The organism is Stenotrophomonas sp. AG209, from assembly GCF_003550055.1.
Lineage (GTDB): Bacteria > Pseudomonadota > Gammaproteobacteria > Xanthomonadales > Xanthomonadaceae > Stenotrophomonas.
Genome location: NZ_QXDB01000005.1, coordinates 298,053 through 317,658 on the forward strand (window position 1 = coordinate 298,053; position 19,606 = coordinate 317,658).

Sequence of the window (19,606 nt, forward strand, 5' to 3'; positions counted from 1 at the left end):
CGTGAAACTCACAAGCGACCGGCGCCACTTCTGGCGGTTCTGGTCGGTGCGCCTGTCGCTGCTGGCCGGCATCATCAGCGCAACCGCGCTTGGCATCATCGGCGCGTATGTGCTGCTGCCCGCCGACTGGCTGCCGGTGGTGCACGACGGGTTCAAGCAGGCCGTGGCCTACAGCGCACTGGCATCTGCTGGCCTGACATCGTTCCTGGCTGCGGTGACCCGCATCTTCGTGCAGCCCAAGCTGAGCAGCGGCGATGCTGATCCCTGACCCGCTGCGGCCTTACGTTGGCCTGATCCGCGTGGGGCTGTGGATTGCGGCAGTCGCCGCTGTCCTGCTGATGGGCGCCCGGCTCGGGTCGGACTACCGGGCGAAGAAGGACCAGACACTGATCGCCGCCGCCGAGAAGCAGCGCGATAAGGCCCAGGCCGATGCAGACGAGAACCTGCGCGCCGCCAACGCCTGCGGCCAGCTGCTGCAGGAGGTGAACCGGCAGACCCAAGCGGCCATCGACGAGTCGGCCCGTCAGAAGGCGGCAGCGAACGAGGCTGCGCGTCGGGCTGAAGCGGCAGCAGCTCAGAGCCAGCGCCGCGCCAACCAGGCCGAGCAGGCCCTGCAGGCGGCCAAGACCCAGCCGGGGTGCCGGCAGCAGTTGGAGCAGAACCTATGCGACGCCATTCCGTTGCTGTGATCCTGGCGGCGGCCCTGCCGATGTGTGGGTTCGGCAGCTGCAGCAAGGCCCAGAAGCCTGAGATTCCCAAGGTGGTGTATGTCCCGGTCGAGCGCACGGTGGCAGTGCCGGCGGCGCTGACCGCCCGCTGCCCGGCGAAGCGGGCCACCTCCCGCACCGTGGAAGCCGTCGTCGCTGCATACAACGCCAACCTCCTGACTCTGGAGGACTGCGATAGCAGGATGAGCGCCATCGAGAAGCTGGCCCCGGCCGGCGACCAGAAGCAGGTGAAACCGTGAACGTCGACCGATTCAACCCGCGTGTGTGGCTGCGCAATTGGCTGCTGAAGCCGACGGCGGCGGAAGCCTCTCTCGGTCAGGAACTGCCGAACCGCCTGACCCTGACGGCAGAGCGCTTTGCCGTGGTGGACACCGATGCGCAGGGGAAGCCAGTCTCTCAGCCGTTTGGATGCGCAGATGCTCAGGCGTCTTTGGATCTGGCGTTTGCTGAGAAGATCGAAAAGGCGGCCGCCGCTTGGGCTGAACGTGAGTCCCGCCCAGGTGGCGTGCTCCATGGCCGTGGTCCTGACACGTCGTGGACGCTGAGGAAGGACGGCAACTTCAAGATCCAAGGCATGGGGCCGAGCGAGGGGCAGACCGATGAGCCTGTCTGATCGGCTGCGCCGGATCGAGCTGCAGCAGGAAGAGCAGCGCCAGGCCACCGCCAGGCTAGAAGGGAAGGTTGATGCATTGTTGGCCGCGCTGGCCGCTGAGGGCGAGGAAGAGCAAGACGAGCCAGCCCGCAGCCTGGACGGTGAGCTGGTGCCCGGCGAGCGCGACCAGTCGCAGAGCCTCGGCTGATGACCACACCAGCACACATTCACACCCGTGATGACGGCCGTGGCCGGCGCAAGGTGGTAGTGAACGGAACGGTTGTAGAGCAGGTGTTCTATGCCGATACGCGCAAGGGCATCGTGCGCTTCTACGAGAAGCCCCTGCGCATCCACAAGCATGGGAAGCGAGCCATCAGCAGGACCCTTCGCGGAAAGGTCGAAGTGGAGTTCCCTGATGGCTAGGGTCACCACATTGGCACCGCGCATCGCCAGCGCACCCAGCAGGCTGAAGCCGGCCACGCCGGTCGTACCCACGTATGGGAAGGGCAGGGGTGGCAGGCCCTGGCGTAGGAAGCGGGATGCAGTCATGCAGCGTGACCAGTACCTGTGTCAGCCCTGCAAGCAGCAGGGGCGCATCACCGAAGCCACAGAGGTGGACCACATCGTCAACGTGGCCGATGGAGGCAGCGACGACGAGACGAACCTGCAGGCGATCTGCACCGAATGCCATGGGGTGAAGACCCAGGCAGAGGCAAGGCGAGGTGCGGCACGACGTTGAACCGACCGCGTGGAACCAGGCGCGACACGACGACTGTTTCACATCGGTGGGAATAGCCCGGGGGGGAGGGGGAAAACTTCATGCCCTTTGCCACGGACACCCGCCGCCCACTCATTCAGAGGTTTTTTTCTCGGCCGGAATTTCAGGCTGAGGGCCATTTATGCGCAAAAACACGAAACCTGGCCGCCCGGCGTTCAAGGCCACCGCGGTGCAGCGCCGGCTGGTGACCAACGCAGCGGCCAGCGGCATGACGCACCAGGAGATCTCGATCGCGCTGGGGATCTCTCGGAACACCTTGGAGAAGTACTTCGAAAAGGAGATCTCGGCAGCTGCACTGCGCCGGCGAATGGAGGTGATGGACGCCATGGCGAGGACGGCACTTAAGGGCAACGTGGCCGCCCAGAAAGCGTTCCTTGCGCAGGTTCCCACGCTGGCTGCGCCCCCGGTGCCGCAGGAGAAGCCGGTGGGCAAGAAGGAGAAGGCCAATGCTGATGCGGTCGGTGCGGAGACCGGTACCGGCTGGGAAGGCCTGCTGGGCAACAACGTCACCCCCATCAGCCGGGCCGCCAAGTAAGTGAGCTGGGACCTTTCCTGTCGGGACTGGTGGGGCAAGCTGCAGGCCGGCCAGCTGCCGGTCGCGCAGCTGCACCTATGGACCCAACAGGCGGAACGCGCGGCAGCCATTCTGGGCCGGCTTCGCCTGGCGGACGTACCTGGCACGCCCACCCTGGCGGAGGCGGGCGGCGAGTGGTTCCAGGACGTGGCACGCAACATGTTCGGCTCGGTAAACCCGGAGAACGGAGACCGCGAGATTCGCGACCTTTTCGCCCTGGTACCGAAGAAGAACGCCAAGACGACCTTCGGGGCGCTAGGCATGGTGACGGCCACGCTGATGAACCAGCGCCCACGTGCCACGTTCCTGATGACGGCACCGGTGCAGGACACGGCACAGCTGGCGTTCGATGCAGCGGCGGGGGCGATCGAACTGGACCCGGTGCTGGATGCGAAGTTCCACATCCGCCACCACCTGAAGACGATCATCCATCGCGAGACGAAGGCCTCGCTGGAGATCATGACGTTTGACCCTGCGGTGTTGACCGGCGTGAAGGTGTCGGGCGGAGCGCTGATCGACGAGCTGCACGTGTGCGCCAAGAAGGCCAAGGCCGCCCAGGCGCTGCGCCAGATCCGCGGCGGCATGGTGCCTTACCCGGAAGCGTTCCTGTGGTTCATCACCACGCAGAGCGATGAGCAGCCAGTCGGGGTGTTCGCCGACGAGCTGCAGAAGGCTCGGGACATCCGCGACGGAAAGCGGGTGGGCAAGATGCTGCCGGTGCTGTTCGAGTTCCCGCAGGAGATACAGGAGTCGAAGGACCAGCAGTGGAAAGACCCGCAGCTGTGGCCGCTGCTGAACCCGAACATCGGCCGGGCCATGACGCTGGAGCGCATGGTGGAAGAGTTCGAAGACGCAGTGGGCACCAGTGAGGCCGAGCTGCGGAGCTGGGCGTCGCAGCACCTCAACGTGCAGATCGGCGTGGCGCTGCACCAGGGCAGCTGGGCGGGGGCAGAGTACTGGGAGCAACAGGCCAACAAGAAGCTCAAGCTCGCGCACATGCTGAAGGTCTGCGAGGTCATGACGGCCGGGATCGACGGTGGCGGGCTGGACGACTTGTTGGGGCTCTCATTCTGCGGTCGGCACAAGTACACCAAGCGGAGAATGCTGGTGTCCTTCGCCTTTGCACACCCCAAGGCGGTTGAGCGGCGCAAGAGCGAGCAGGAGCGATATGCCGGCTTTATCAAGGACGGCAGCATGTTCGTCGGCGGCATGGAGGAGGAAGGTGCCACCGACCTGCGCGACATGGCCAGGATGGTGAAGTTGGTGGAGGACGCCGGCCTGCTTTCGGGAATCGGCGTGGATCCATCAGGGCTGGGCACTGTGCTCGACGCATTGGCGGCCGAGCAAATCGATCCCGATCTGATCATTGGCATCCGCCAGGGTTGGCAGTTGACCGGAACCTGCAAGGTGTTCGAGCGCTGGCTCTCCGACGGCCTGCTAGAGCATGACGGCTCGCGGCTGATGGATTGGTGCGTGGGCAACGCCAAGGTCGAAGCATCCAAGAACGCCCTCTATGTCACCAAGGCGGCGAGCGGAACCGGAAAGATCGACCCGCTGATGGCGGCGATGAATGCGGTCGAGCTAATGTCGCGCAACCCAGAAGCGAAAGGAACTATGGACGATTGGCTGAGCGATCCGGTCATGGCGGGTAGGGCATGAAGACGAAACCACGGCAAGGCGTCCTCGGGCGAGTTCGTGCGGCAGTCGATGGCTGGGTGCGGTCATTCACGACCCGCGACGCCGAGCTCTATATTGACCGCGAGATGGCCAATGAGGCCGGCGTAGCCGTCACAGCAAAGGCGGTTCTCCAAGTCGACGCAGCCTGGGCGTGTGTCCGCTTGATCTCTGAGACGATCGCCACATTGCCCCTGTCGATGTACGAGAGGACGAAGACCGGAAAGCGCGTCGCGAGCCAGCACCCGCTGCATTTCGTTGTCCACGACCAGCCGAACATCGACTCGACTGCGGCGGTGTTCTGGGAGGCCATGGTTGTCGCGATGCTGCTTCGTGGCAACGCCTTCGCTGAGAAGCTCTATGCCGGCGAACGCCTGATCGGCCTGCAGTTCCTTGATCCGGCCAGGCTCACCATCAATCGTGACCTGAACGGCAACAAGGTGTATCGCTACCTGCGCGCCAACGGTGCTCCCAGGATCATCGCGCCGGCGAGGATCTGGCGCATTCCCGGGTTCACGCTGGATGGCGAGAACGGCGTGTCCGTGATCGCCTACGGTGCCAAGGTGTTCGGCAACGCCATCGCTGCAGACCGAGCAGCGGCTCGCACATTCCGAAACGGGCTGCTCCAGACGATCTACTACAAGGTCCAGGCGTTCCTGAAGCCTGAGCAGCGGACGGAGTTCAAGAAGAACCTGATGGGTTCCATTGAGCGCGGTGAAACCCCGCTGCTCGAAGGTGGAACGGAGGCCGGTACGCTTGGCATCAAGCCATCCGACGCGCAGCTGTTGGAGTCGCGGGCATTCTCTGTGGAGTCGATCTGCCGCTGGTTCCGCGTGCCGCCGTGGATGGTTGGCCATACGGAGAAGTCGACGAGCTGGGGAACCGGTATCGAGCAGCAGATGATCGGCTTCCTGACCTTCACGCTGGGGCCGTGGCTGCGGCGCATCGAGCAGGCCATCAGCAAGGACCTGCTGACGCCGGCCGAGCGCCTGCGCTACTACCCTAAGTTCACCGTGGAAGGCCTTCTGCGCGCGGACAGCGCCGGACGCGCTGCGTTCTACGGGGTGATGGTGGACAAGGGCATTCTGACCCGTGATGAAGTGCGCGAGTTGGAAGACAGGGAGCCGATGGGCGGTAATGCCGCCGTGCTCACCGTGCAAACCGCGATGACCACGCTGGATTCCATCGGCGCTGGTTCAGATGCTGACCAGGCCCGGGCCGCTATCCGCGCGTTCCTGGGCTTCTCCGAAGACAAGAAGGACTGACCACATGACGATCAAGACGCTGCCGGGTGTACCGGAGGGACGCCCCTGCGCCGCTGTCAGCAGCCAGATCCAGCCGCGCGCCCTTGACCGCTGGGAGGCTGGCGTCAGGGCGGCTTCCGACACCGATGCGGAGCGGTCCATCAGCATCTATGACGTGATCGGCTACGACTACTGGACGGGCGAAGGCGTGACCGCCAAGCGCATCGCGGCATCCCTGCGTGCGATGGGGAAAGGACCGGTCACGGTCAACATCAACAGCCCCGGCGGCGACATGTTCGAAGGCCTGGCGATCTACAACCTGCTGCGCGAGCACGACGGCGAGGTCACTGTGAAGGTGCTGGGCTTGGCTGCATCGGCTGCGTCCGTCATCGCCATGGCCGGTGACACGGTCCAGATCGCGCGCGCCGGCTTCTTGATGATCCACAACGCTTGGGTCGTTGCCGTAGGCAATCGGCACGACCTTGCTGACGTGGCTGCGACGCTCAAGCCCTTCGACGACGCGATGGCCAGCATCTACGCCGCGCGCACCGGAGCCGAGCAGAAGGCCATGTCCAAGCTGATGGATGCCGAGACTTGGATCGGCGGCGCCTCCGCAGTGGAGGACGGCTTTGCAGATGAACTTCTGGCCTCCGACCAGGTGGAGAAGGGCGCAAGCAAAGAGAACGCCTCAGCGGTGCGCCGTGTGGAGGCAGGCTTGCGTGCGACAGGCATGCCGAAGTCAGAAGCCATGCGCTTGATCAGCGAAATCAAGTCCAGCCGGGGTGATCCCGCTGGCAGCGGTGAGGGCGATCCCACCGAACAGCCCCGGCTATCGCCGGATGCTTTCAGTAGTGCGGCTGCATTGGCCGCAACACTCACCAACATCAACACCACCGAGTCCCACAAGGAGTAACTCAATGTCCATCGAAACCGATATCCAGAGCATCAACGCCAACCTCAAGACGGTCGGCGACCAGCTCAAAGCACATGCCGAAGCTGCAGCAAAGTCCGGCGATCTGAACGCCGCCCTCCGCTCCGACGTCGACGCAATGCTGAGCAAGCAAGGTGAGCTGCAGGCCAACCTGCAGGCTGCCGAGCAGAAGCTGGCAAAGATCGAGGCCAACGGCGCCGGCGGCGACGTGCAGCACCAGTCGTTCGGCCAGCAGTTCGTCAACAGCGACGAGTTCCAGGCATTTGCCAGCAAGACCACCCCGCGTGGTCGCGTCGACATGACGTTCAGTGCTGCGATCACCTCGGTCACGACCGACACCGACGGCGCGGCCGGCGACCTGGTCACCCCCACCCGTCTGCCGGGTGTCAGCGCGCCGCCGGACCGCCGCCTGACTGTCCGCGACCTGATCACGCCGGGCCGAATGGACGGCAACACGCTGGAGTACGTGAAGGAAACTGGCTTCACCAACAATGCCGCACCGGTGGCCGAGGGTGCGAAGAAGCCCGAGTCCAGCCTGAAGTTCGACCTGGTGAGCACCACTGCCAAGGTGGTCGCGCACTACATGAAGGCATCGCGCCAGATCCTCAGCGATGCCTCGCAGCTCGCCAGCTACATCGATGGCCGCCTGCGCTACGGTCTGGCGTTCAAGGAAGAGCAGCAGCTTCTCAATGGTGACGGCACCGGCCAGAACCTGCTGGGCATCATCCCGCAGGCGACGGCTTACGCTGCACCGTTCGAGCCGGCCGATGCCACGGTAATCGACAAGATCCGCCTGGCCATGCTGCAGGCGCAGCTGGCTGAGTTCCCGGCCAGCGGCATCGTGCTCAACCCGATCGACTGGGCACGTGTCGAGCTCCTGAAGGACACCACCGGCCGCTACATCATCGGCAATCCGCAGGGTGTCATCGGCGCCACGCTGTGGAACCTGCCGGTCGTTGCAACCCAGGCGATCGCCGAGGACAAGTTCCTCACTGGCGCATTCAAGCTGGGGGCGCAGCTGTTCGATCGCTGGCAGGCACGTGTCGAGGTGGCCACCGAGAACGAAGACGACTTCGTCAAGAACCTGGTGACCATCCTGGCCGAAGAGCGCCTGGCGCTGGCGGTCTACCGGCCGCAGGCCTTCATCTACGGCGACCTGGGCAACGTCGCCTAATCCACCGTTCCAGGCTATCCCGGCCTGCCACAGTGCAGGCCGGGTTCGGAGAGGATCATGCTGATCAAGTTCAAAGAGCCGGATCCGCGCGCCGGCACCACCGTTCGAATGGACAGCAGCCGCGGGCAGTACTTCATCGACACCGGAGCCGCCGACGCCGTGAGCGAACAGCCCCCGGCAGAGCTGCCGGAGCCGGTGACGGAAGAATCCACTGTCACTGAAGCCGCTGCGGAGGCCGCCGACGCCGTGAGCGAACAGCCAGCTGGCAAGAAGGCACGGCAAGGCAAGGCGAGGGCCTGACCATGGAGCTGATCACCCTGGAACAGGCCCGAGCACATTGCCGTGTCGATACGGACGATGACGCGCTGTTGGAGCTTTACGGGACCGCGTCAGAAGGGGCTGCTCAGCAGTTTCTCAATCGCCGTGTGTTCAAAGACACTGAATCCATGGCCGCCGCAGTCCTGGATGGTACGGCGGGCGTCGATCCTATGCTGGCCAACGACTCAATCAGGGCGGCAATCCTCCTGATGTTGGGGCACCTGTACCGCACGCGTGAGGACGTGCAGGGCAGCGACGGGGCGACGGTCCAAGTCCCGATGGGCGCCCATAGCCTGCTATGGCCTTATCGAATCGGCCTCGGGGTCTGACATGAGCCTGCCGGCAGGTAAGCTCCGCCACCGCGTGCTGATCCAGCGGCAGGTGACGACCAAGGACGAGGACGGCGTGCAGACCACGACGTGGGTCGACGTGGCCACGGTATGGGCTTCGGTTGAGCCGCTCTCGGCCCGCGAGTTCATCCAATCCGGGCAGACCCAATCGGCGGTCACCGCACGCATCACCATGCGCCACCGCGATGGACTGCTGCCGTCGATGCGCCTGATACATCGCGGCGAGATCTTCAACGTTGCAGGTCTGCTGCCTGACAAGACGTCTGGGCTGGAGTACATCACGATCCCGGTTTCGGCCGGCGTCAACGACGGGCAGTAGTCGACATGAAGGTCGAGTTCAACATCACCGGAATACCCGGGATCATCCGGACGCTGAGCAGCCTACCGGGCGAGGTCGTGAGCAAGAAGGGTGGGCCGGTGAAGCTGGCGCTGGCCAAGGGGGCGCGCTTCCTGCGCGACAAGGAGCGCCAGAACCTGCAGGCGGTGCTCGAACCGGGCGATGAGTCCACCGGCCTGTTGGCGCAGAACATCATCGCGACGCGCGGAAAGGCGCCCAGCGACGGCAACGGCGAGCGCTACCTGGTCCGGATCAAGCGCAGGATGTACCCGGGCCGCAAGGGGGAGCAGGTCAGCACCCTGAAGTCGGCGCAGCTGAAGGAGTACGGGTCTGTGCACCAGCCCGCGCGCTCTTTCATCCGTCGAACGGTGAACGAGCGTGGCGAGGAAACGATCAACCTTGTGGTCGGAGACCTGACCGTGCGGATTGATCGCCTGGTGACCAAGCTGGCCCAGCAGAACCGGGGAGGCCGCTGATGTTCCCGAAGGTGTTCCGGACCATACACACGCCGGCTGTCGAGGCGATCGTCGGTGACCGAATCGGCCGGCACGGGTTCGTCAAACAGACGGAGAAGAGGCCCTACATCACTTGGCAGATCATTTCTGGTCAGCCCTTCGACAATCTCAGCAGCGCGCCAACCGGTGATTTCACAACGGTGCAGATCGACTGCTACTGCGGTGGCGATAACGCCGACGGTCAAGTGGAGGCGTTGGCAACCGCCGTGAGGGCTGCACTGGACGCGGACCTGATCTGCAATCGACTGGTGGTCAACAACCGCGACCCTGACACCGGGCTTTTCCGGGTCGGCATGGAGGCCGACTTCATCGACCAGCGCTGAGCCGCTGGCATCACCCCAACGACCGCCGCGAGGCGGTTTTTCTTTGACCAGAGGACTTTGCAATGACCGAGGGCGTCATCAAAACCCAGGGGTCCGAGCTCTTCACCGTGGACAAGCTGAGTTCCAGCGTCGCCTCGGTCCTGAAGTTCGAGTGCCCGACTGGCATCACCGGCCTGGGCGGCGCTGCCGACCAGATCGAATCCACCTGCCTGAGCACTGTTGGTGACAAGGAGTTCGAGGGCGGCCTGGGCAATCCGGGGCAGGTAAGCGTCCCGTTCAACTTCATCCCGCGCAGCCAGTCGCACCAGATCTTGTTCGATCTGAAGGAATCGCGCGAGGTCATCGACTGGCTGATCGGCCTGAGCGACGGCGTAGCTGCGCCCACCCTGGGCACCGGCGATGCCTTGGTGCCCCCGGCATCGCCCCTGCGCACCTCGATCGGCTTCCGCGGCTACGTCGCTGATCTGAACATCGACATCGCCACAAACGAGATCGTGCGCGGCACGCTGACGATCCAGCGCAGCGGCAGCGTCGTCCCCCACTGGAACGGGCCGTACTCGGCCTGACGGCTCGCACATAGACCTTCGGGGTGTCCGGCTCTGCGCGCCCAGCCGTCGCGTACCCGGCCCCCACCTACTGAGAACGGCTGATGGACAAGAGCAAGATCCTGACGAGCAACGCCCCCGTCGCGCGCGAGGTGAAATTCAGCGACGGAACCACCGAGACCGTGCACTTTCGGCAGGTCAGCGCCGGCCAGATGCGCCGCTGGCGTGCGGCGGAAGCCTCCGGCAACGAAGACGAAACCTGCTTTGCAATGCAGCGCCTGGTTGCGGCCAGCCTGTGCGACGCCGACGGGAAGCTGGTACTGAGCGAGGCAGAGTCGCAGAACCTGACTGCAAACGGCCTCACCGACCTGTTCCCCCACGTCATGGCTGTGGCCGGCATCGGTGAAGACGCAAAAAAGTCATCGCCGAGCGTGGACGCGAGTATTTCAGCTGCATCCTAGGCCTCGCGCTCGGCAAAACACTCAGGGAGATCGATGATCTTCCTGAGTGGGAGTTTCAACTATGGCTGGCGTTCTACCAGCTGTACCCCTTCGACGATCTGCATCGCTACCACCGCCCAGCCGCGCTTATCGGCGCCAGCTTCGGCGGGTCGATCCAGAAGAACCTCGACTTCCTGCAGCCGACTCCGGTTGCCCATGAGTTCCCCGATGCCGACCTGCGAACCCTCGCAGCATTCGGCCTGAAACCCCCGAGAGGCTGATCGCATGGCAACTGCCGGCTCAATCGTCATCGACCTGCTGATGAAAACTGGGTCGTTCGTGACGGACACCCAGCGGGCCGAGAAGTCCATGAAGTCGATGGAGCGGACCGCGGCTGGCGTCAGCAAGGGCATCGTGGCCGGCTTCACTGCCATCGGCAGCGTGATCGGCGGAGCCATTGCAGCCTTCGCGAGCATGGATGCCGCGATCACTGGCCTGAGCAATGCGATCAACGCGGCCGATCGCATCGACGAGTTGTCGGCCAGGTTCAGTATCTCGACGGAGACGCTGTCGGGGTGGGGCTACGCCGCCAAGATGACTGGCTCGGACCTGGAAGGGCTGGTCGGCATCATTCCGAAGTTCAGCAAGAACATCGCGGATGCCTCGAAAGCCGGCAGCGACGCGGACAAGACCTTCAGGGCGCTTGGGATCTCGGTCAAGGACCAGGCCGGGAACCTCCGGAGCTTCGAGGACCTGCTGCCCGAGGTGCAGAATCGGTTCGCTGGCATCAGCAACGAGACCACGAAGACCGCGCTGGCTATGCAGCTGTTTGGCAAGTCAGGCGCGGAATTCTTGGAGTTCCTCAGCCTCGGCGCCGACGGCATGCGGACCATGGAGGAACGGGCGCGTTCGCTGGGCATCGTCATCGACTCGGACACCGCTGGCGCGGCCGCCGAGTTCAATGACCGTTTGGACGACCTCCGGGCCGCGACGCAGGGCTGGTTCACCCAGCTGGCCAGTGAGTTGTTGCCGACGCTGACTGACCTGACCACGCAGCTGGTGGACGTGGCTAAGGAAGGCGGCGGTGTGCGGGACGTGGCCCACGGCATCGCCAGTGCCTTCCGAGAGATTGGCAAGGCCGCGGAGATCTTCGGCGCGGTCGAGGACTGGCTCGACCGTCTGCGCGGCGGGCTGGTGGCTGTCGAGAAGCAGGGCAACGCGGTTGTGAAGCTGGCTACCGGCCAGTACAGCGGATTGTTTGGCTCACAGGGTGGGGGCTGGAGCGCATTCGCGAAGGACTATCAGGCCGGTACGGCCTACGCGGACAAGGGGTGGGCGGCATCCCAAGGTGGCGGCGGAGCCATTCCAGACGGCGCTCGCAGTGGCCCGCGAGGACGTAGCACTCGCTCAACCGCAGAAGAAGTACAGGCCGCCAAGGAGCAGGCGGAGCAGCGCCAGAAGGCTGCCGAATGGGAGGCCAAGCTCCAGGCGTCGTGGGCGGAGAGTGCGAAGAAGCAAAAGGCCGCTGCCACGGAACAAGACAAGGCTGCAAAGAAGCTTCAGGACTCCTATCGTTCGACAAACGAGCAGCTGGAGCGCCAGATCGCGCTCTTCGATGACAGTTCAGAGCTCGGCCGTGTCAACTACGAGATCCAGTCCGGTGGCCTGAAAGGAATCGATTCCGCCGCGCAGGCTGCGCTCCGCTCCAGCGCATCGTTGCTGGACATGCTCGGCAACATTGACGAGGCCGAGTCGATCATGGGCGAGAGCGCCCAGAAGTTCGCCGATGCCTTCGATGGCATGTTCGGCATCGATGACGCCAGCTCTTCGGTGGAACAAACGTTTGGCCAGTGGAGCACCTACGCTGACCAAGCCGCCCGCAACATGCAGGATGCATTCGCCGACTTCCTGTTCGATCCGTTCTCCGAAGGGTTGGGCGGGATGGTTCAGAGCTTCGCCAAGACGCTGCAGAAGATGGCAGCGCAGGCTGCGGCTTCGCAGATATTCAAGATGATTGGAAACTGGGCGAGCAGCTACAGCGGCGCGGGTGCCGGCTGGATCAATGCCATCGGCGGTGCCATCAGCGGTTCGTCTGGCGGCCGCGCCGGTGGCGGCCCGGTTGCCGGCGGCAGCATGTACCGGGTCGGCGAGGGTGGTCGTCCGGAACTGTTCGACCAGGGCGGCAAAACCTACCTCATCCCCGGCGACGCCGGTTCGGTGCGTCCGATCACCGCAGGCATGCCCGCATCCGCCATTGGCGGCGGTGGCGGGATCACCAACAACTTCAACACCACGATGAACATTTCGTCCGACGGCACCAACACTACCCAGCAGGGCGACGGTAGCGAGGATGCACGCAGGCTCAATCAGTTCTTCGCCTCCAAGATGAACGAGTGGGCCACCCAACAGTCTCGGCCCGGTGGCCTCTTCCATCAGATGAGCGTGCGCAATGGCTGAGGTCTTCACCTGGTGCGTACGCACCGAGATCACCGGCACCGGCGACTTCCTGACGCGAGAGGCCAGGTTCGGCGATGGCTACAGACAGACCGCTGCCGATGGGCTGAACAACGAGACCCAGCAGTGGCCTATTTCCATCGTGGGTAAGGAGTCGAAGGTCGGCCCCGCGCTGGCTTTCCTACGCGCGCGGAAGGGGGCCGAGTCTTTCCTGTGGACGCCACCACTCGGCGTACAGGGACTGTACCTGTGCAAGACGTACAGCCTCATCCCCCATGGCAATGGCGTGTTCACGCTGAATGCCACATTCGAACAGACGTTCCAACCGTAAGGACTCAATGCTATGCAATTCACAATGGTTGACACGACCACGGATCACGGTAGCTACAAGGGTGATCCGGCGAAGACGGCATTCGGTAAGGTCAACGACAACTTCGGAAACTTCACCGCTCCCAAGGCGATGGGTGCTGTTCTCGCAGCCCCTTCCACAGCTGAGGGCGTCGCAGACTTTCGTCGTCTAGCTGTGTCGGATCTGCCAGATTCGATCCGCCCTGTGGCAGAGAGTGGATCTCAGAGATTGTTCTGGGCGACACCGGCACAGGGTAGTGGAACGCCAGGGCTGCGTTCTATCGCTGTCGTTGATCTGCCTGACAGTGTCGCCCGTACCGACATCGGTCAAGATTGGACTGCCACCCCGCGCTTCGGATTCATCCAGTCCACGGGCATTCGTTCAAGGAACAACATAGCGTATGGCCCGAACTACATTACGTTCGAATGGACTTCGGGCATGCGCATGTGGGTGGACGGCATGAATGTCGGAACCATCGCAACGGTTTCCGACCCTCGCATCAAGCACCTGTGGGAGACGGTTGGGCCTGGTGATCTGGCTGATGTTCTTTCGGTGGTCCCGAAGACGTGGAGGTTTCGGGACATAGCCATCTGGAGCGATGACGGCGTCAGGCGGCGCAGCTTCAATAGTAATGAGCTGGAGGATGTAGATCCCACGTTGGTGTCTGGTGACCGAGATGCTGTGAACGAGTTCAACGGGACGCCACAGCCGCAGAATATTGATCCGCTGGCGGTCTGTTCCAAACTGTGGGGAGCGCTCAGGGAAGAAGCGACTGCTCGCATGGCTCTAGAGGAACGTTTGGCTGTCCTAGAGGCAGCTTCCCACGGAGGTTCATCGCCGTGATCACCGCCGACGCGCAGCAGCTTGAGCCAGGTGGGCGCATCACGCTGTTCGAGCTGGATGCCAGCAGCTTCGGTGCTGACCAGCTCTTCTTCCACGCGCACCTGCAGTCGGGCGTGATCTGGTGGCAAGGACAGGAGTACGGGCCATGGCCAATCGAGGCCACAGGCTTTTCCCGGACAAGCGATCAGCCGCCGAACCCTCGCCTGAAGGTGAGCAACATCGATGGCCGGATCACCGCCCTGTGCCTGCTGTTCGACGACCTGGTCGGCGCGCGCGTGATCCGCCGGCAGACGCTGGCCAAGTACCTTGACGCCGTCAACTTTCCCGAAGGAAACCCCACGGCCGACCCCAACGAGCACTTCCTCGACGAGATCTGGTTCATCGAGCGCAAGATCTCCGAGACGAAGGAAGCGGTCGAGTTCGAGCTGACCACAGCGATCGACCTCAACGGCGAGCAGCTGCCAGGCCGGCAGGTCATCGCCGGCGTCTGCGGCTGGCTGATCCGGGGTGGCTATCGCGGTCCCTACTGCGGCTACACCGGGCCGGCCGTGGCAGACGCAAACGACGTGCCGACCACGGACCCGGCCCGTGACCAGTGCGGTGGCAGGGTGAACAGCTGCAAGCTTCGCTTCGGTGCCGACAAGCCGCTGCCCTACGGCGGATTCCCGGCCGCCGGCCTCCTGCGCACCTGACCTATCGGCAATGTCCGTGTCCCATAGCCCGCCAGACGCGGGCTTTTCTATGAGCGAACCATGGAATTGAGCACCCTGCAGGCCATCCAGGCGCACGCCGTGGCCGAGTACCCGCGCGAGTCATGCGGCCTGATAGTGGCCGGCGGCGATGGAGAGGCCTATGTCCCCTGTCGGAACGTGGCCACCACGCCCAGCGAGCACTTTCGCCTGCCGGCAGAGGACTATGCCGATGCCGAGGATGTGGGCGAAGTGCTGGCCGTCGTGCACAGCCACCCGAACGCGCCGGCCACGGCATCCGATGCCGACCGCGTCATGTGCGAGGCCAGCGGCCTGCCGTGGCACATCGTCAGTGTTGGCCAGGTCACCGGTGCCGATCCCGAGTGCGGTGACCTGCAGACGATCGAGCCGTGCGGCTACGAGGCGCCGCTGGTGGGCAGGCAATTCGCACACGGCACCTTGGACTGCTACACCCTCGTGCGCGACTTCTACGCCCGCGAGCTGGGCATCCAGCTCAGCCAGTACGAGCGGGAGGATGACTGGTGGGAGAAGGGCCAGGACCTCTACAGCCTGGAACGGCTGTGCGCCGAGGGCTTCGACCTGATCGAAGGCGCCCCGCAGCGCGGCGACATGGTGCTGATGCAGATCCGTTCGCCCGTCCCGAACCACGCCGGCGTCTACCTAGGCGACGGCCAGCTGCTCCATCACATGCACGGCCGCCTGTCGGAAGTGATCACCTATGGCGGCATGTGGGCCGAGCGTACCCGATACATCGTCCGCCACAAGGAGGCCGGCCATGTCTGAGCGCCTGCGCACCATCCGCCTGTACGGACAGTTGGGCAGCCGCTTCGGCCGCTCCTTCCGCCTCGCCGTCAACAGCCCAGCCGAGGCCGTGCGCGCGCTGTGCGCGATCCTGCCGGGCTTCGAGCGGTATCTCCACGGCGCCAAGCGGAATGGCATGGCTTTCGCTGTCTTCATCGGCAAGCAGAACCTCTCCAAGGAGCAGCTGCAGGACCCGCCGGGGAATGAAGACATCCGCATAGCGCCGGTGCTGCTTGGCAGCAAGCGAGGCGGTGTGCTGCAGACCATCCTCGGAGTCGTCCTGATCGTCGTCGGCATCTACGGAAACATTGCTGGTGGCTGGGGGCAGCCGTTCATCAATGCCGGCGTGGGTATGGTCATCGGTGGTGTTGCCCAGATGCTGGGGCCGCAGCCGAAAGGCCTAGGCTCCCAAGACAGTGCCGAGAACCGACCGAGCTACAGCATGAACGGAACCGTCAATACCCAAGCGCAGGGCAATCCTGTGCCGATCGCCTACGGGGGCCACGACCAGAAGGGCATGCTGACCGGCAGCGCGGTGATCAGCGGCGGCATCATGGCGGAGGATCAGCTTTGAACCTGCCCGTCGCAACTCCAATCGCACGCGGGCTGCAGCTGGCAGGCGCCGGCGGCAAGAGCGGCAGCAACGGCCGTACGCCGGTGGAGACCCCGGACAGCCTGCACTCGATGGCCGTGGCCAGGATCATCGACCTTGTCAGCGAGGGCGAGATCCGGGGCTTGGTGGCCGGCAATCAGTCGATCTACCTGAACCAGGTTCCCATCCAGAACCCGGACGGCGGGCTGAACTTCGCTGGTGTTACCGTCGACACCCGATCAGGTACGCAGGACCAGGAATACATCCCCGGGTTCCCCTCGGTCGAAAACGAGATATCTGTGAACGTGGAGCTGCGCAGCGACCAGCCGGTCGTTCGCACCGTAAGCGGGTCCGATCTCTCGGCCGTGCGCATCCGGCTGGCCGTCCCCGCCCTGCAGAAGGTGGATGAGGAAAACGGCGACCGGAACGGCTACTCGATCAGCTACGCAGTGGACGTGTCGGTCGACGGTGGCGCCTACTCCACCGTGCTCAACGATGCGATCACGGGCAAGACCACCACGCAATATGAGCGCAGCCGTCGGATTGACCTGCCGGCCGGCTCGCAGTGGCAGGTGCGCATTCGCAGGCTGACCCCGAACCAGAACAACTCGCTGATCTCGGACGTGGTCAACGTGCTCTCGATGACCGAGATCATCGACGTGAAGCTTCGCTATCCCAACAGCGCGCTGTGCGCGGTGCAGGTCGACGCAAGCCAGTTCCAGAACATCCCGTCGCGGTCCTATCGGGTGTGGGGACGCATCATCCGCGTCCCCAGCAACTACGATCCTATCGGCCGCACCTACAGTGGTGTGTGGGACGGCACCTTTAAGTCGGCCTGGACGAACAACCCGGCATGGGTGTTCTTCGACATCGTCACCAACGACCGGTTCGGCCTCGGCAACCGTATTCCGCTGGACTGGGTGGACAAGTGGCGGCTGTACCAGATCGCCCAGTACTGCGATCAGCTGGTGAGCGATGGCATGGGCGGCCAAGAGCCGCGGTTCACCTGCAGCCTGTACCTGCAGAGCAGGGCGGACGCCTACAAGGTGCTGCAGGACATGGCCGGCATGTTCCGCGGCATCAGCTTCTACGCGGCTGGGCAGGTCATGGCCTCGGCGGACATGCCCAAGGACCCGGGCCCGACCTACAGCCAGGCCAATGTGATCGAGGGCCGCTTCCACTATGAAGGCAGCGGCCGGAAGGCCCGCCATACCGTCGCGCTGGTGTCGTGGACCGATCCGGACGACTTCGGCCGGCAGAAGGTGGAGGTCGTTCAGCACCTCGACGCCATCGCGCGCTACGGTGTCAACCAGACCGAGGTCACGGCGATCGGCTGCCATTCGCGTGCGCAGGCGCAGCGGGTGGGCAACCACATCCTGTACACGGAGAGCTTGGAGACCGAGACGGTCAGCTTCTCAGTAGGCTTGGACGCGCTCAACTGCATGCCAGGCGACGTCATCCAAGTGGCCGACCCGAACCGGGTAGGGCGCCGCAACGCCGGCCGCATCCGTGCCGCAGGCGCCAGCAGCCTCACCCTTGACCTGGTGCCCGAGACGATGGCCGTGGGCGACACCTTGCGGGCCACGCTACCCAATGGGCGCACCGAAGGCCGGACCATCAACGGGATAGACCCCGCCACGGGAGTGGTCACAGTCTCGGCACCGTGGTCGGCAATCCCGGTGCCGCAGTCTGTCTGGGCCACCGAATCCAGCGACCTGGTGCTGCAGCTGTTCCGTGTGATCGCCGTCACTGAAGGCGAGGAACTGACCTACAACATCACCGCGCTGAAGCACGTCCCGGGCAAGTATGCGGCGATCGACGATGGCACCCGCCTGGAACTCCCGCCGATCAGCATCATCCCGCCCAGCGTCCAACCGCCGCCGACCAACGTGGCCCTGTCCTCGCACGTGGTGATCGAGCAGGGCATCGCCACCCCGACGCTGACCATCCAGTGGGACCCCGCCGACAAGGCCATCGCGTACGACGTGGAGTGGCGCCGCGACGACCTCAACTGGGTGCGCGCTGGGCGCGTGGCCACCAGCAGCATCGAGGTGCCCGGGATCTACGCCGGCCAGTACCTTGCGCGCGTGAGGGCAGTGAACGCGCTTAATGCCGTCTCGCTCCCGGCCATGAGCCCGCTCACGACGATCGCCGGCAAGACCGAGCCGCCGCCGGCGGTGACCTCGCTGACTGCAACGTCCATCGTGTTCGGCATTCGGCTGGCCTGGGCTTTCCCGCCAGGCGCAACGGACACGCAGCGCACCGAGATCTGGCGCAGTCCCAGCCCGAACCGCGAGACGGCCACGAAGCTGGGTGACTATGCTTACCCGCAGAATCGCCTGGAGTTGGACGGCCTGGCCGCCGGTGCCCGCTTCTTCTTCTGGGCGCGGCTGGTCGACCGCAGTGGCAACATCGGCCCGTGGTATCCGACGGGCGCTGGGGTGATGGGCGAGGCCAGCACCAACCAGTCCGACTACGATGCCTACTTCGCCGGAAAGATCAGCGAGAGCGCCCTTGGCCAGGCGCTGCGCGGCAAGATCGACAGCATCGACCAGATCGTTCCGTTGATCTGGGATGCAACCGCAACCTACGAGCCGGGTCAAACCGTCGTGTACAACGGGAAGATATGGAGCTGGCAGGGAACGGATCCGGGCAACGAAGAGCCACCAGGCACGAACTGGCAAGACGTTGGCGACGCCATTGCTGAAGCGGGCGCGGTCGCTGGCCGGGTGAACACGCTGGAGCTGCAGGTCAACGATCCGGAGACGGGCCTTCAGGCCATCGGCCAGAAAACGGACGGGCTGTTCGTGCAGCTGAACGTTCAGGCGGCGGGTGACGAGGACTGGGGCGCAGGTGACGAAACGGTCTTCGCCGGAACCTTGACCATCCAGACGGTGATCGCCGAGGGCGACTACGCCCAGGCGAAACGGACCGACACTGTGGAGGCGCAAGTCGGCGAAACGCAGGCTGCGGTCGAGCAGACCTCGCTGGCTGTGGTTGACCTCAATGGGAAGATCAGCGCCACATACACGCTCCGAGCACAGGTCACCTCAGACGGTCGGATCTACGGCGCCGGCTTCGGCCTTGGTGTGGAGCAGCAGCCAGACGGCAGCTTCCAGAGCCAGGCGCTGTTCCAGGTGGACCGCTTCGCGCTGATCAACATCGCCAACGGGGCCACGACCGCACCGTTTGTGGTGCAGGGCGGCCAGACCTTCATCAGCCAGGCGCTGATCGGCACGGCGTGGATCACCAGCGCCAATATCGCCGATGCGGCGATCACCAACGCGAAGATCAGCGGCACCATCCAGTCCGACGATTACGTGTCAGGGCAAAC

26 protein-coding genes are annotated in these 19,606 nt (G+C 64.4%); all 26 read left to right on the forward strand.

Going from position 1 to position 19,606, the window contains the following annotated elements; genetic code table 11:
- The first annotated feature begins 1 nt into the window (after position 1).
- Complete coding sequence (locus tag DFO63_RS20530; RefSeq protein WP_147416492.1) at positions 2-268, forward strand: hypothetical protein; 267 nt, start codon at positions 2-4, stop codon at positions 266-268.
- Positions 255-689 (forward strand): hypothetical protein, encoded by a 435-nt coding sequence (locus DFO63_RS20535; RefSeq protein ID WP_119007717.1) that lies wholly within the window; start codon positions 255-257, stop codon positions 687-689. Before DFO63_RS20530 ends, DFO63_RS20535 begins: the two co-directional genes overlap by 14 nt.
- Positions 665-967 carry a hypothetical protein gene (locus DFO63_RS20540; RefSeq protein WP_259337450.1) on the forward strand — a complete coding sequence of 101 codons (303 nt, stop codon included), beginning with the start codon at positions 665-667 and terminating at the stop codon, positions 965-967. Before DFO63_RS20535 ends, DFO63_RS20540 begins: the two co-directional genes overlap by 25 nt.
- Positions 964-1,341 carry a hypothetical protein gene (locus tag DFO63_RS20545; RefSeq protein WP_147416494.1) on the forward strand — a complete coding sequence of 126 codons (378 nt, stop codon included), beginning with the start codon at positions 964-966 and terminating at the stop codon, positions 1,339-1,341. The genes DFO63_RS20540 and DFO63_RS20545 overlap by 4 nt, the downstream gene beginning before the upstream one ends.
- A complete protein-coding gene (locus DFO63_RS20550) occupies positions 1,328-1,528 on the forward strand; it encodes a hypothetical protein (protein WP_119007719.1) in 201 nt (66 codons plus the stop codon). Before DFO63_RS20545 ends, DFO63_RS20550 begins: the two co-directional genes overlap by 14 nt.
- A complete protein-coding gene (locus DFO63_RS20555; RefSeq protein ID WP_119007720.1) occupies positions 1,528-1,743 on the forward strand; it encodes a hypothetical protein in 216 nt (71 codons plus the stop codon). The genes DFO63_RS20550 and DFO63_RS20555 overlap by 1 nt, the downstream gene beginning before the upstream one ends.
- Positions 1,744-1,867: 124 nt before the next feature.
- On the forward strand, positions 1,868-2,059 hold the full coding sequence (locus DFO63_RS22225) for an HNH endonuclease (RefSeq protein ID WP_220452930.1): 192 nt from the start codon (positions 1,868-1,870) through the stop codon (positions 2,057-2,059).
- Positions 2,060-2,282: 223 nt separating this feature from the next.
- Positions 2,283-2,633 carry a hypothetical protein gene (locus DFO63_RS20565; RefSeq protein WP_147416496.1) on the forward strand — a complete coding sequence of 117 codons (351 nt, stop codon included), beginning with the start codon at positions 2,283-2,285 and terminating at the stop codon, positions 2,631-2,633.
- Positions 2,634-4,331: a terminase TerL endonuclease subunit gene (locus DFO63_RS20570; protein WP_119007722.1), complete on the forward strand. Its 1,698-nt coding sequence runs from the start codon at positions 2,634-2,636 to the stop codon at positions 4,329-4,331.
- Positions 4,328-5,611 carry a phage portal protein gene (locus DFO63_RS20575; protein WP_119007723.1) on the forward strand — a complete coding sequence of 428 codons (1,284 nt, stop codon included), beginning with the start codon at positions 4,328-4,330 and terminating at the stop codon, positions 5,609-5,611. Before DFO63_RS20570 ends, DFO63_RS20575 begins: the two co-directional genes overlap by 4 nt.
- A gap of 4 nt (positions 5,612-5,615) precedes the next feature.
- Positions 5,616-6,503 carry a head maturation protease, ClpP-related gene (locus DFO63_RS20580; protein WP_119007724.1) on the forward strand — a complete coding sequence of 296 codons (888 nt, stop codon included), beginning with the start codon at positions 5,616-5,618 and terminating at the stop codon, positions 6,501-6,503.
- Positions 6,504-6,507: 4 nt separating this feature from the next.
- The gene (locus DFO63_RS20585) at positions 6,508-7,695 is read left to right on the forward strand and encodes a phage major capsid protein (protein WP_119007725.1); all 1,188 of its coding nucleotides are present in this window, start codon (positions 6,508-6,510) and stop codon (positions 7,693-7,695) included.
- Positions 7,696-7,752: 57 nt separating this feature from the next.
- On the forward strand, positions 7,753-7,995 hold the full coding sequence (locus DFO63_RS20590) for a hypothetical protein (protein WP_119007726.1): 243 nt from the start codon (positions 7,753-7,755) through the stop codon (positions 7,993-7,995).
- A gap of 2 nt (positions 7,996-7,997) precedes the next feature.
- Positions 7,998-8,342, forward strand: a complete 345-nt coding sequence (locus DFO63_RS20595) for a head-tail connector protein (RefSeq protein ID WP_119007727.1) — start codon at positions 7,998-8,000, stop codon at positions 8,340-8,342.
- A gap of 1 nt (position 8,343) precedes the next feature.
- Positions 8,344-8,682, forward strand: a complete 339-nt coding sequence (locus tag DFO63_RS20600) for a phage head closure protein (RefSeq protein ID WP_196769384.1) — start codon at positions 8,344-8,346, stop codon at positions 8,680-8,682.
- Positions 8,683-8,687: 5 nt separating this feature from the next.
- Positions 8,688-9,176, forward strand: a complete 489-nt coding sequence (locus DFO63_RS20605; protein ID WP_119007728.1) for a hypothetical protein — start codon at positions 8,688-8,690, stop codon at positions 9,174-9,176.
- Positions 9,176-9,538 (forward strand): DUF3168 domain-containing protein, encoded by a 363-nt coding sequence (locus tag DFO63_RS20610; RefSeq protein ID WP_119007729.1) that lies wholly within the window; start codon positions 9,176-9,178, stop codon positions 9,536-9,538. Before DFO63_RS20605 ends, DFO63_RS20610 begins: the two co-directional genes overlap by 1 nt.
- Before the next feature lie 62 nt (positions 9,539-9,600).
- Positions 9,601-10,104 (forward strand): phage tail tube protein, encoded by a 504-nt coding sequence (locus tag DFO63_RS20615; RefSeq protein ID WP_119007730.1) that lies wholly within the window; start codon positions 9,601-9,603, stop codon positions 10,102-10,104.
- Positions 10,105-10,187: 83 nt separating this feature from the next.
- Complete coding sequence (locus tag DFO63_RS20620; protein ID WP_119007731.1) at positions 10,188-10,544, forward strand: phage tail assembly chaperone family protein, TAC; 357 nt, start codon at positions 10,188-10,190, stop codon at positions 10,542-10,544.
- A gap of 264 nt (positions 10,545-10,808) precedes the next feature.
- Positions 10,809-12,980, forward strand: a complete 2,172-nt coding sequence (locus DFO63_RS20630) for a hypothetical protein (RefSeq protein WP_147416498.1) — start codon at positions 10,809-10,811, stop codon at positions 12,978-12,980.
- On the forward strand, positions 12,973-13,308 hold the full coding sequence (locus tag DFO63_RS20635) for a phage tail protein (RefSeq protein WP_119007734.1): 336 nt from the start codon (positions 12,973-12,975) through the stop codon (positions 13,306-13,308). The genes DFO63_RS20630 and DFO63_RS20635 overlap by 8 nt, the downstream gene beginning before the upstream one ends.
- Positions 13,309-13,332: 24 nt before the next feature.
- A complete protein-coding gene (locus DFO63_RS22060) occupies positions 13,333-14,169 on the forward strand; it encodes a hypothetical protein (RefSeq protein WP_147416500.1) in 837 nt (278 codons plus the stop codon).
- Complete coding sequence (locus DFO63_RS20645; protein WP_119007736.1) at positions 14,166-14,861, forward strand: phage minor tail protein L; 696 nt, start codon at positions 14,166-14,168, stop codon at positions 14,859-14,861. The genes DFO63_RS22060 and DFO63_RS20645 overlap by 4 nt, the downstream gene beginning before the upstream one ends.
- A gap of 60 nt (positions 14,862-14,921) precedes the next feature.
- Positions 14,922-15,662 carry a C40 family peptidase gene (locus DFO63_RS20650; protein WP_119007737.1) on the forward strand — a complete coding sequence of 247 codons (741 nt, stop codon included), beginning with the start codon at positions 14,922-14,924 and terminating at the stop codon, positions 15,660-15,662.
- Positions 15,655-16,254 (forward strand): tail assembly protein, encoded by a 600-nt coding sequence (locus DFO63_RS20655; protein ID WP_119007738.1) that lies wholly within the window; start codon positions 15,655-15,657, stop codon positions 16,252-16,254. The genes DFO63_RS20650 and DFO63_RS20655 overlap by 8 nt, the downstream gene beginning before the upstream one ends.
- On the forward strand, positions 16,251-19,606 hold a 3,356-nt coding region (locus DFO63_RS20660), incomplete at its 3' end, for a DUF1983 domain-containing protein (protein ID WP_259337451.1). The genes DFO63_RS20655 and DFO63_RS20660, both read left to right, overlap by 4 nt.

Excerpts from the sequence above, each read along its gene's own strand:
- DFO63_RS20585 (WP_119007725.1), top strand. The coding sequence starts at position 6,508 with ATGTCCATCGAAACCGATATCCAGAGCATCAACGCCAACCTCAAGACG.
- DFO63_RS20550 (WP_119007719.1), top strand. The coding sequence starts at position 1,328 with ATGAGCCTGTCTGATCGGCTGCGCCGGATCGAGCTGCAGCAGGAAGAG.
- DFO63_RS20590 (WP_119007726.1), top strand. The coding sequence starts at position 7,753 with ATGCTGATCAAGTTCAAAGAGCCGGATCCGCGCGCCGGCACCACCGTT.
- DFO63_RS20650 (WP_119007737.1), top strand. The coding sequence starts at position 14,922 with ATGGAATTGAGCACCCTGCAGGCCATCCAGGCGCACGCCGTGGCCGAG.
- DFO63_RS20555 (WP_119007720.1), top strand. The coding sequence starts at position 1,528 with ATGACCACACCAGCACACATTCACACCCGTGATGACGGCCGTGGCCGG.
- DFO63_RS22225 (WP_220452930.1), top strand. The coding sequence starts at position 1,868 with ATGCAGCGTGACCAGTACCTGTGTCAGCCCTGCAAGCAGCAGGGGCGC.
- DFO63_RS20575 (WP_119007723.1), top strand. The coding sequence starts at position 4,328 with ATGAAGACGAAACCACGGCAAGGCGTCCTCGGGCGAGTTCGTGCGGCA.
- DFO63_RS20535 (WP_119007717.1), top strand. The coding sequence starts at position 255 with ATGCTGATCCCTGACCCGCTGCGGCCTTACGTTGGCCTGATCCGCGTG.
- DFO63_RS22060 (WP_147416500.1), top strand. The coding sequence starts at position 13,333 with ATGGTTGACACGACCACGGATCACGGTAGCTACAAGGGTGATCCGGCG.
- DFO63_RS20540 (WP_259337450.1), top strand. The coding sequence starts at position 665 with ATGCGACGCCATTCCGTTGCTGTGATCCTGGCGGCGGCCCTGCCGATG.
- DFO63_RS20620 (WP_119007731.1), top strand. The coding sequence starts at position 10,188 with ATGGACAAGAGCAAGATCCTGACGAGCAACGCCCCCGTCGCGCGCGAG.
- DFO63_RS20580 (WP_119007724.1), top strand. The coding sequence starts at position 5,616 with ATGACGATCAAGACGCTGCCGGGTGTACCGGAGGGACGCCCCTGCGCC.
- DFO63_RS20605 (WP_119007728.1), top strand. The coding sequence starts at position 8,688 with ATGAAGGTCGAGTTCAACATCACCGGAATACCCGGGATCATCCGGACG.
- DFO63_RS20635 (WP_119007734.1), top strand. The coding sequence starts at position 12,973 with ATGGCTGAGGTCTTCACCTGGTGCGTACGCACCGAGATCACCGGCACC.
- DFO63_RS20610 (WP_119007729.1), top strand. The coding sequence starts at position 9,176 with ATGTTCCCGAAGGTGTTCCGGACCATACACACGCCGGCTGTCGAGGCG.
- DFO63_RS20630 (WP_147416498.1), top strand. The coding sequence starts at position 10,809 with ATGGCAACTGCCGGCTCAATCGTCATCGACCTGCTGATGAAAACTGGG.
- DFO63_RS20600 (WP_196769384.1), top strand. The coding sequence starts at position 8,344 with ATGAGCCTGCCGGCAGGTAAGCTCCGCCACCGCGTGCTGATCCAGCGG.
- DFO63_RS20615 (WP_119007730.1), top strand. The coding sequence starts at position 9,601 with ATGACCGAGGGCGTCATCAAAACCCAGGGGTCCGAGCTCTTCACCGTG.
- DFO63_RS20655 (WP_119007738.1), top strand. The coding sequence starts at position 15,655 with ATGTCTGAGCGCCTGCGCACCATCCGCCTGTACGGACAGTTGGGCAGC.
- DFO63_RS20595 (WP_119007727.1), top strand. The coding sequence starts at position 7,998 with ATGGAGCTGATCACCCTGGAACAGGCCCGAGCACATTGCCGTGTCGAT.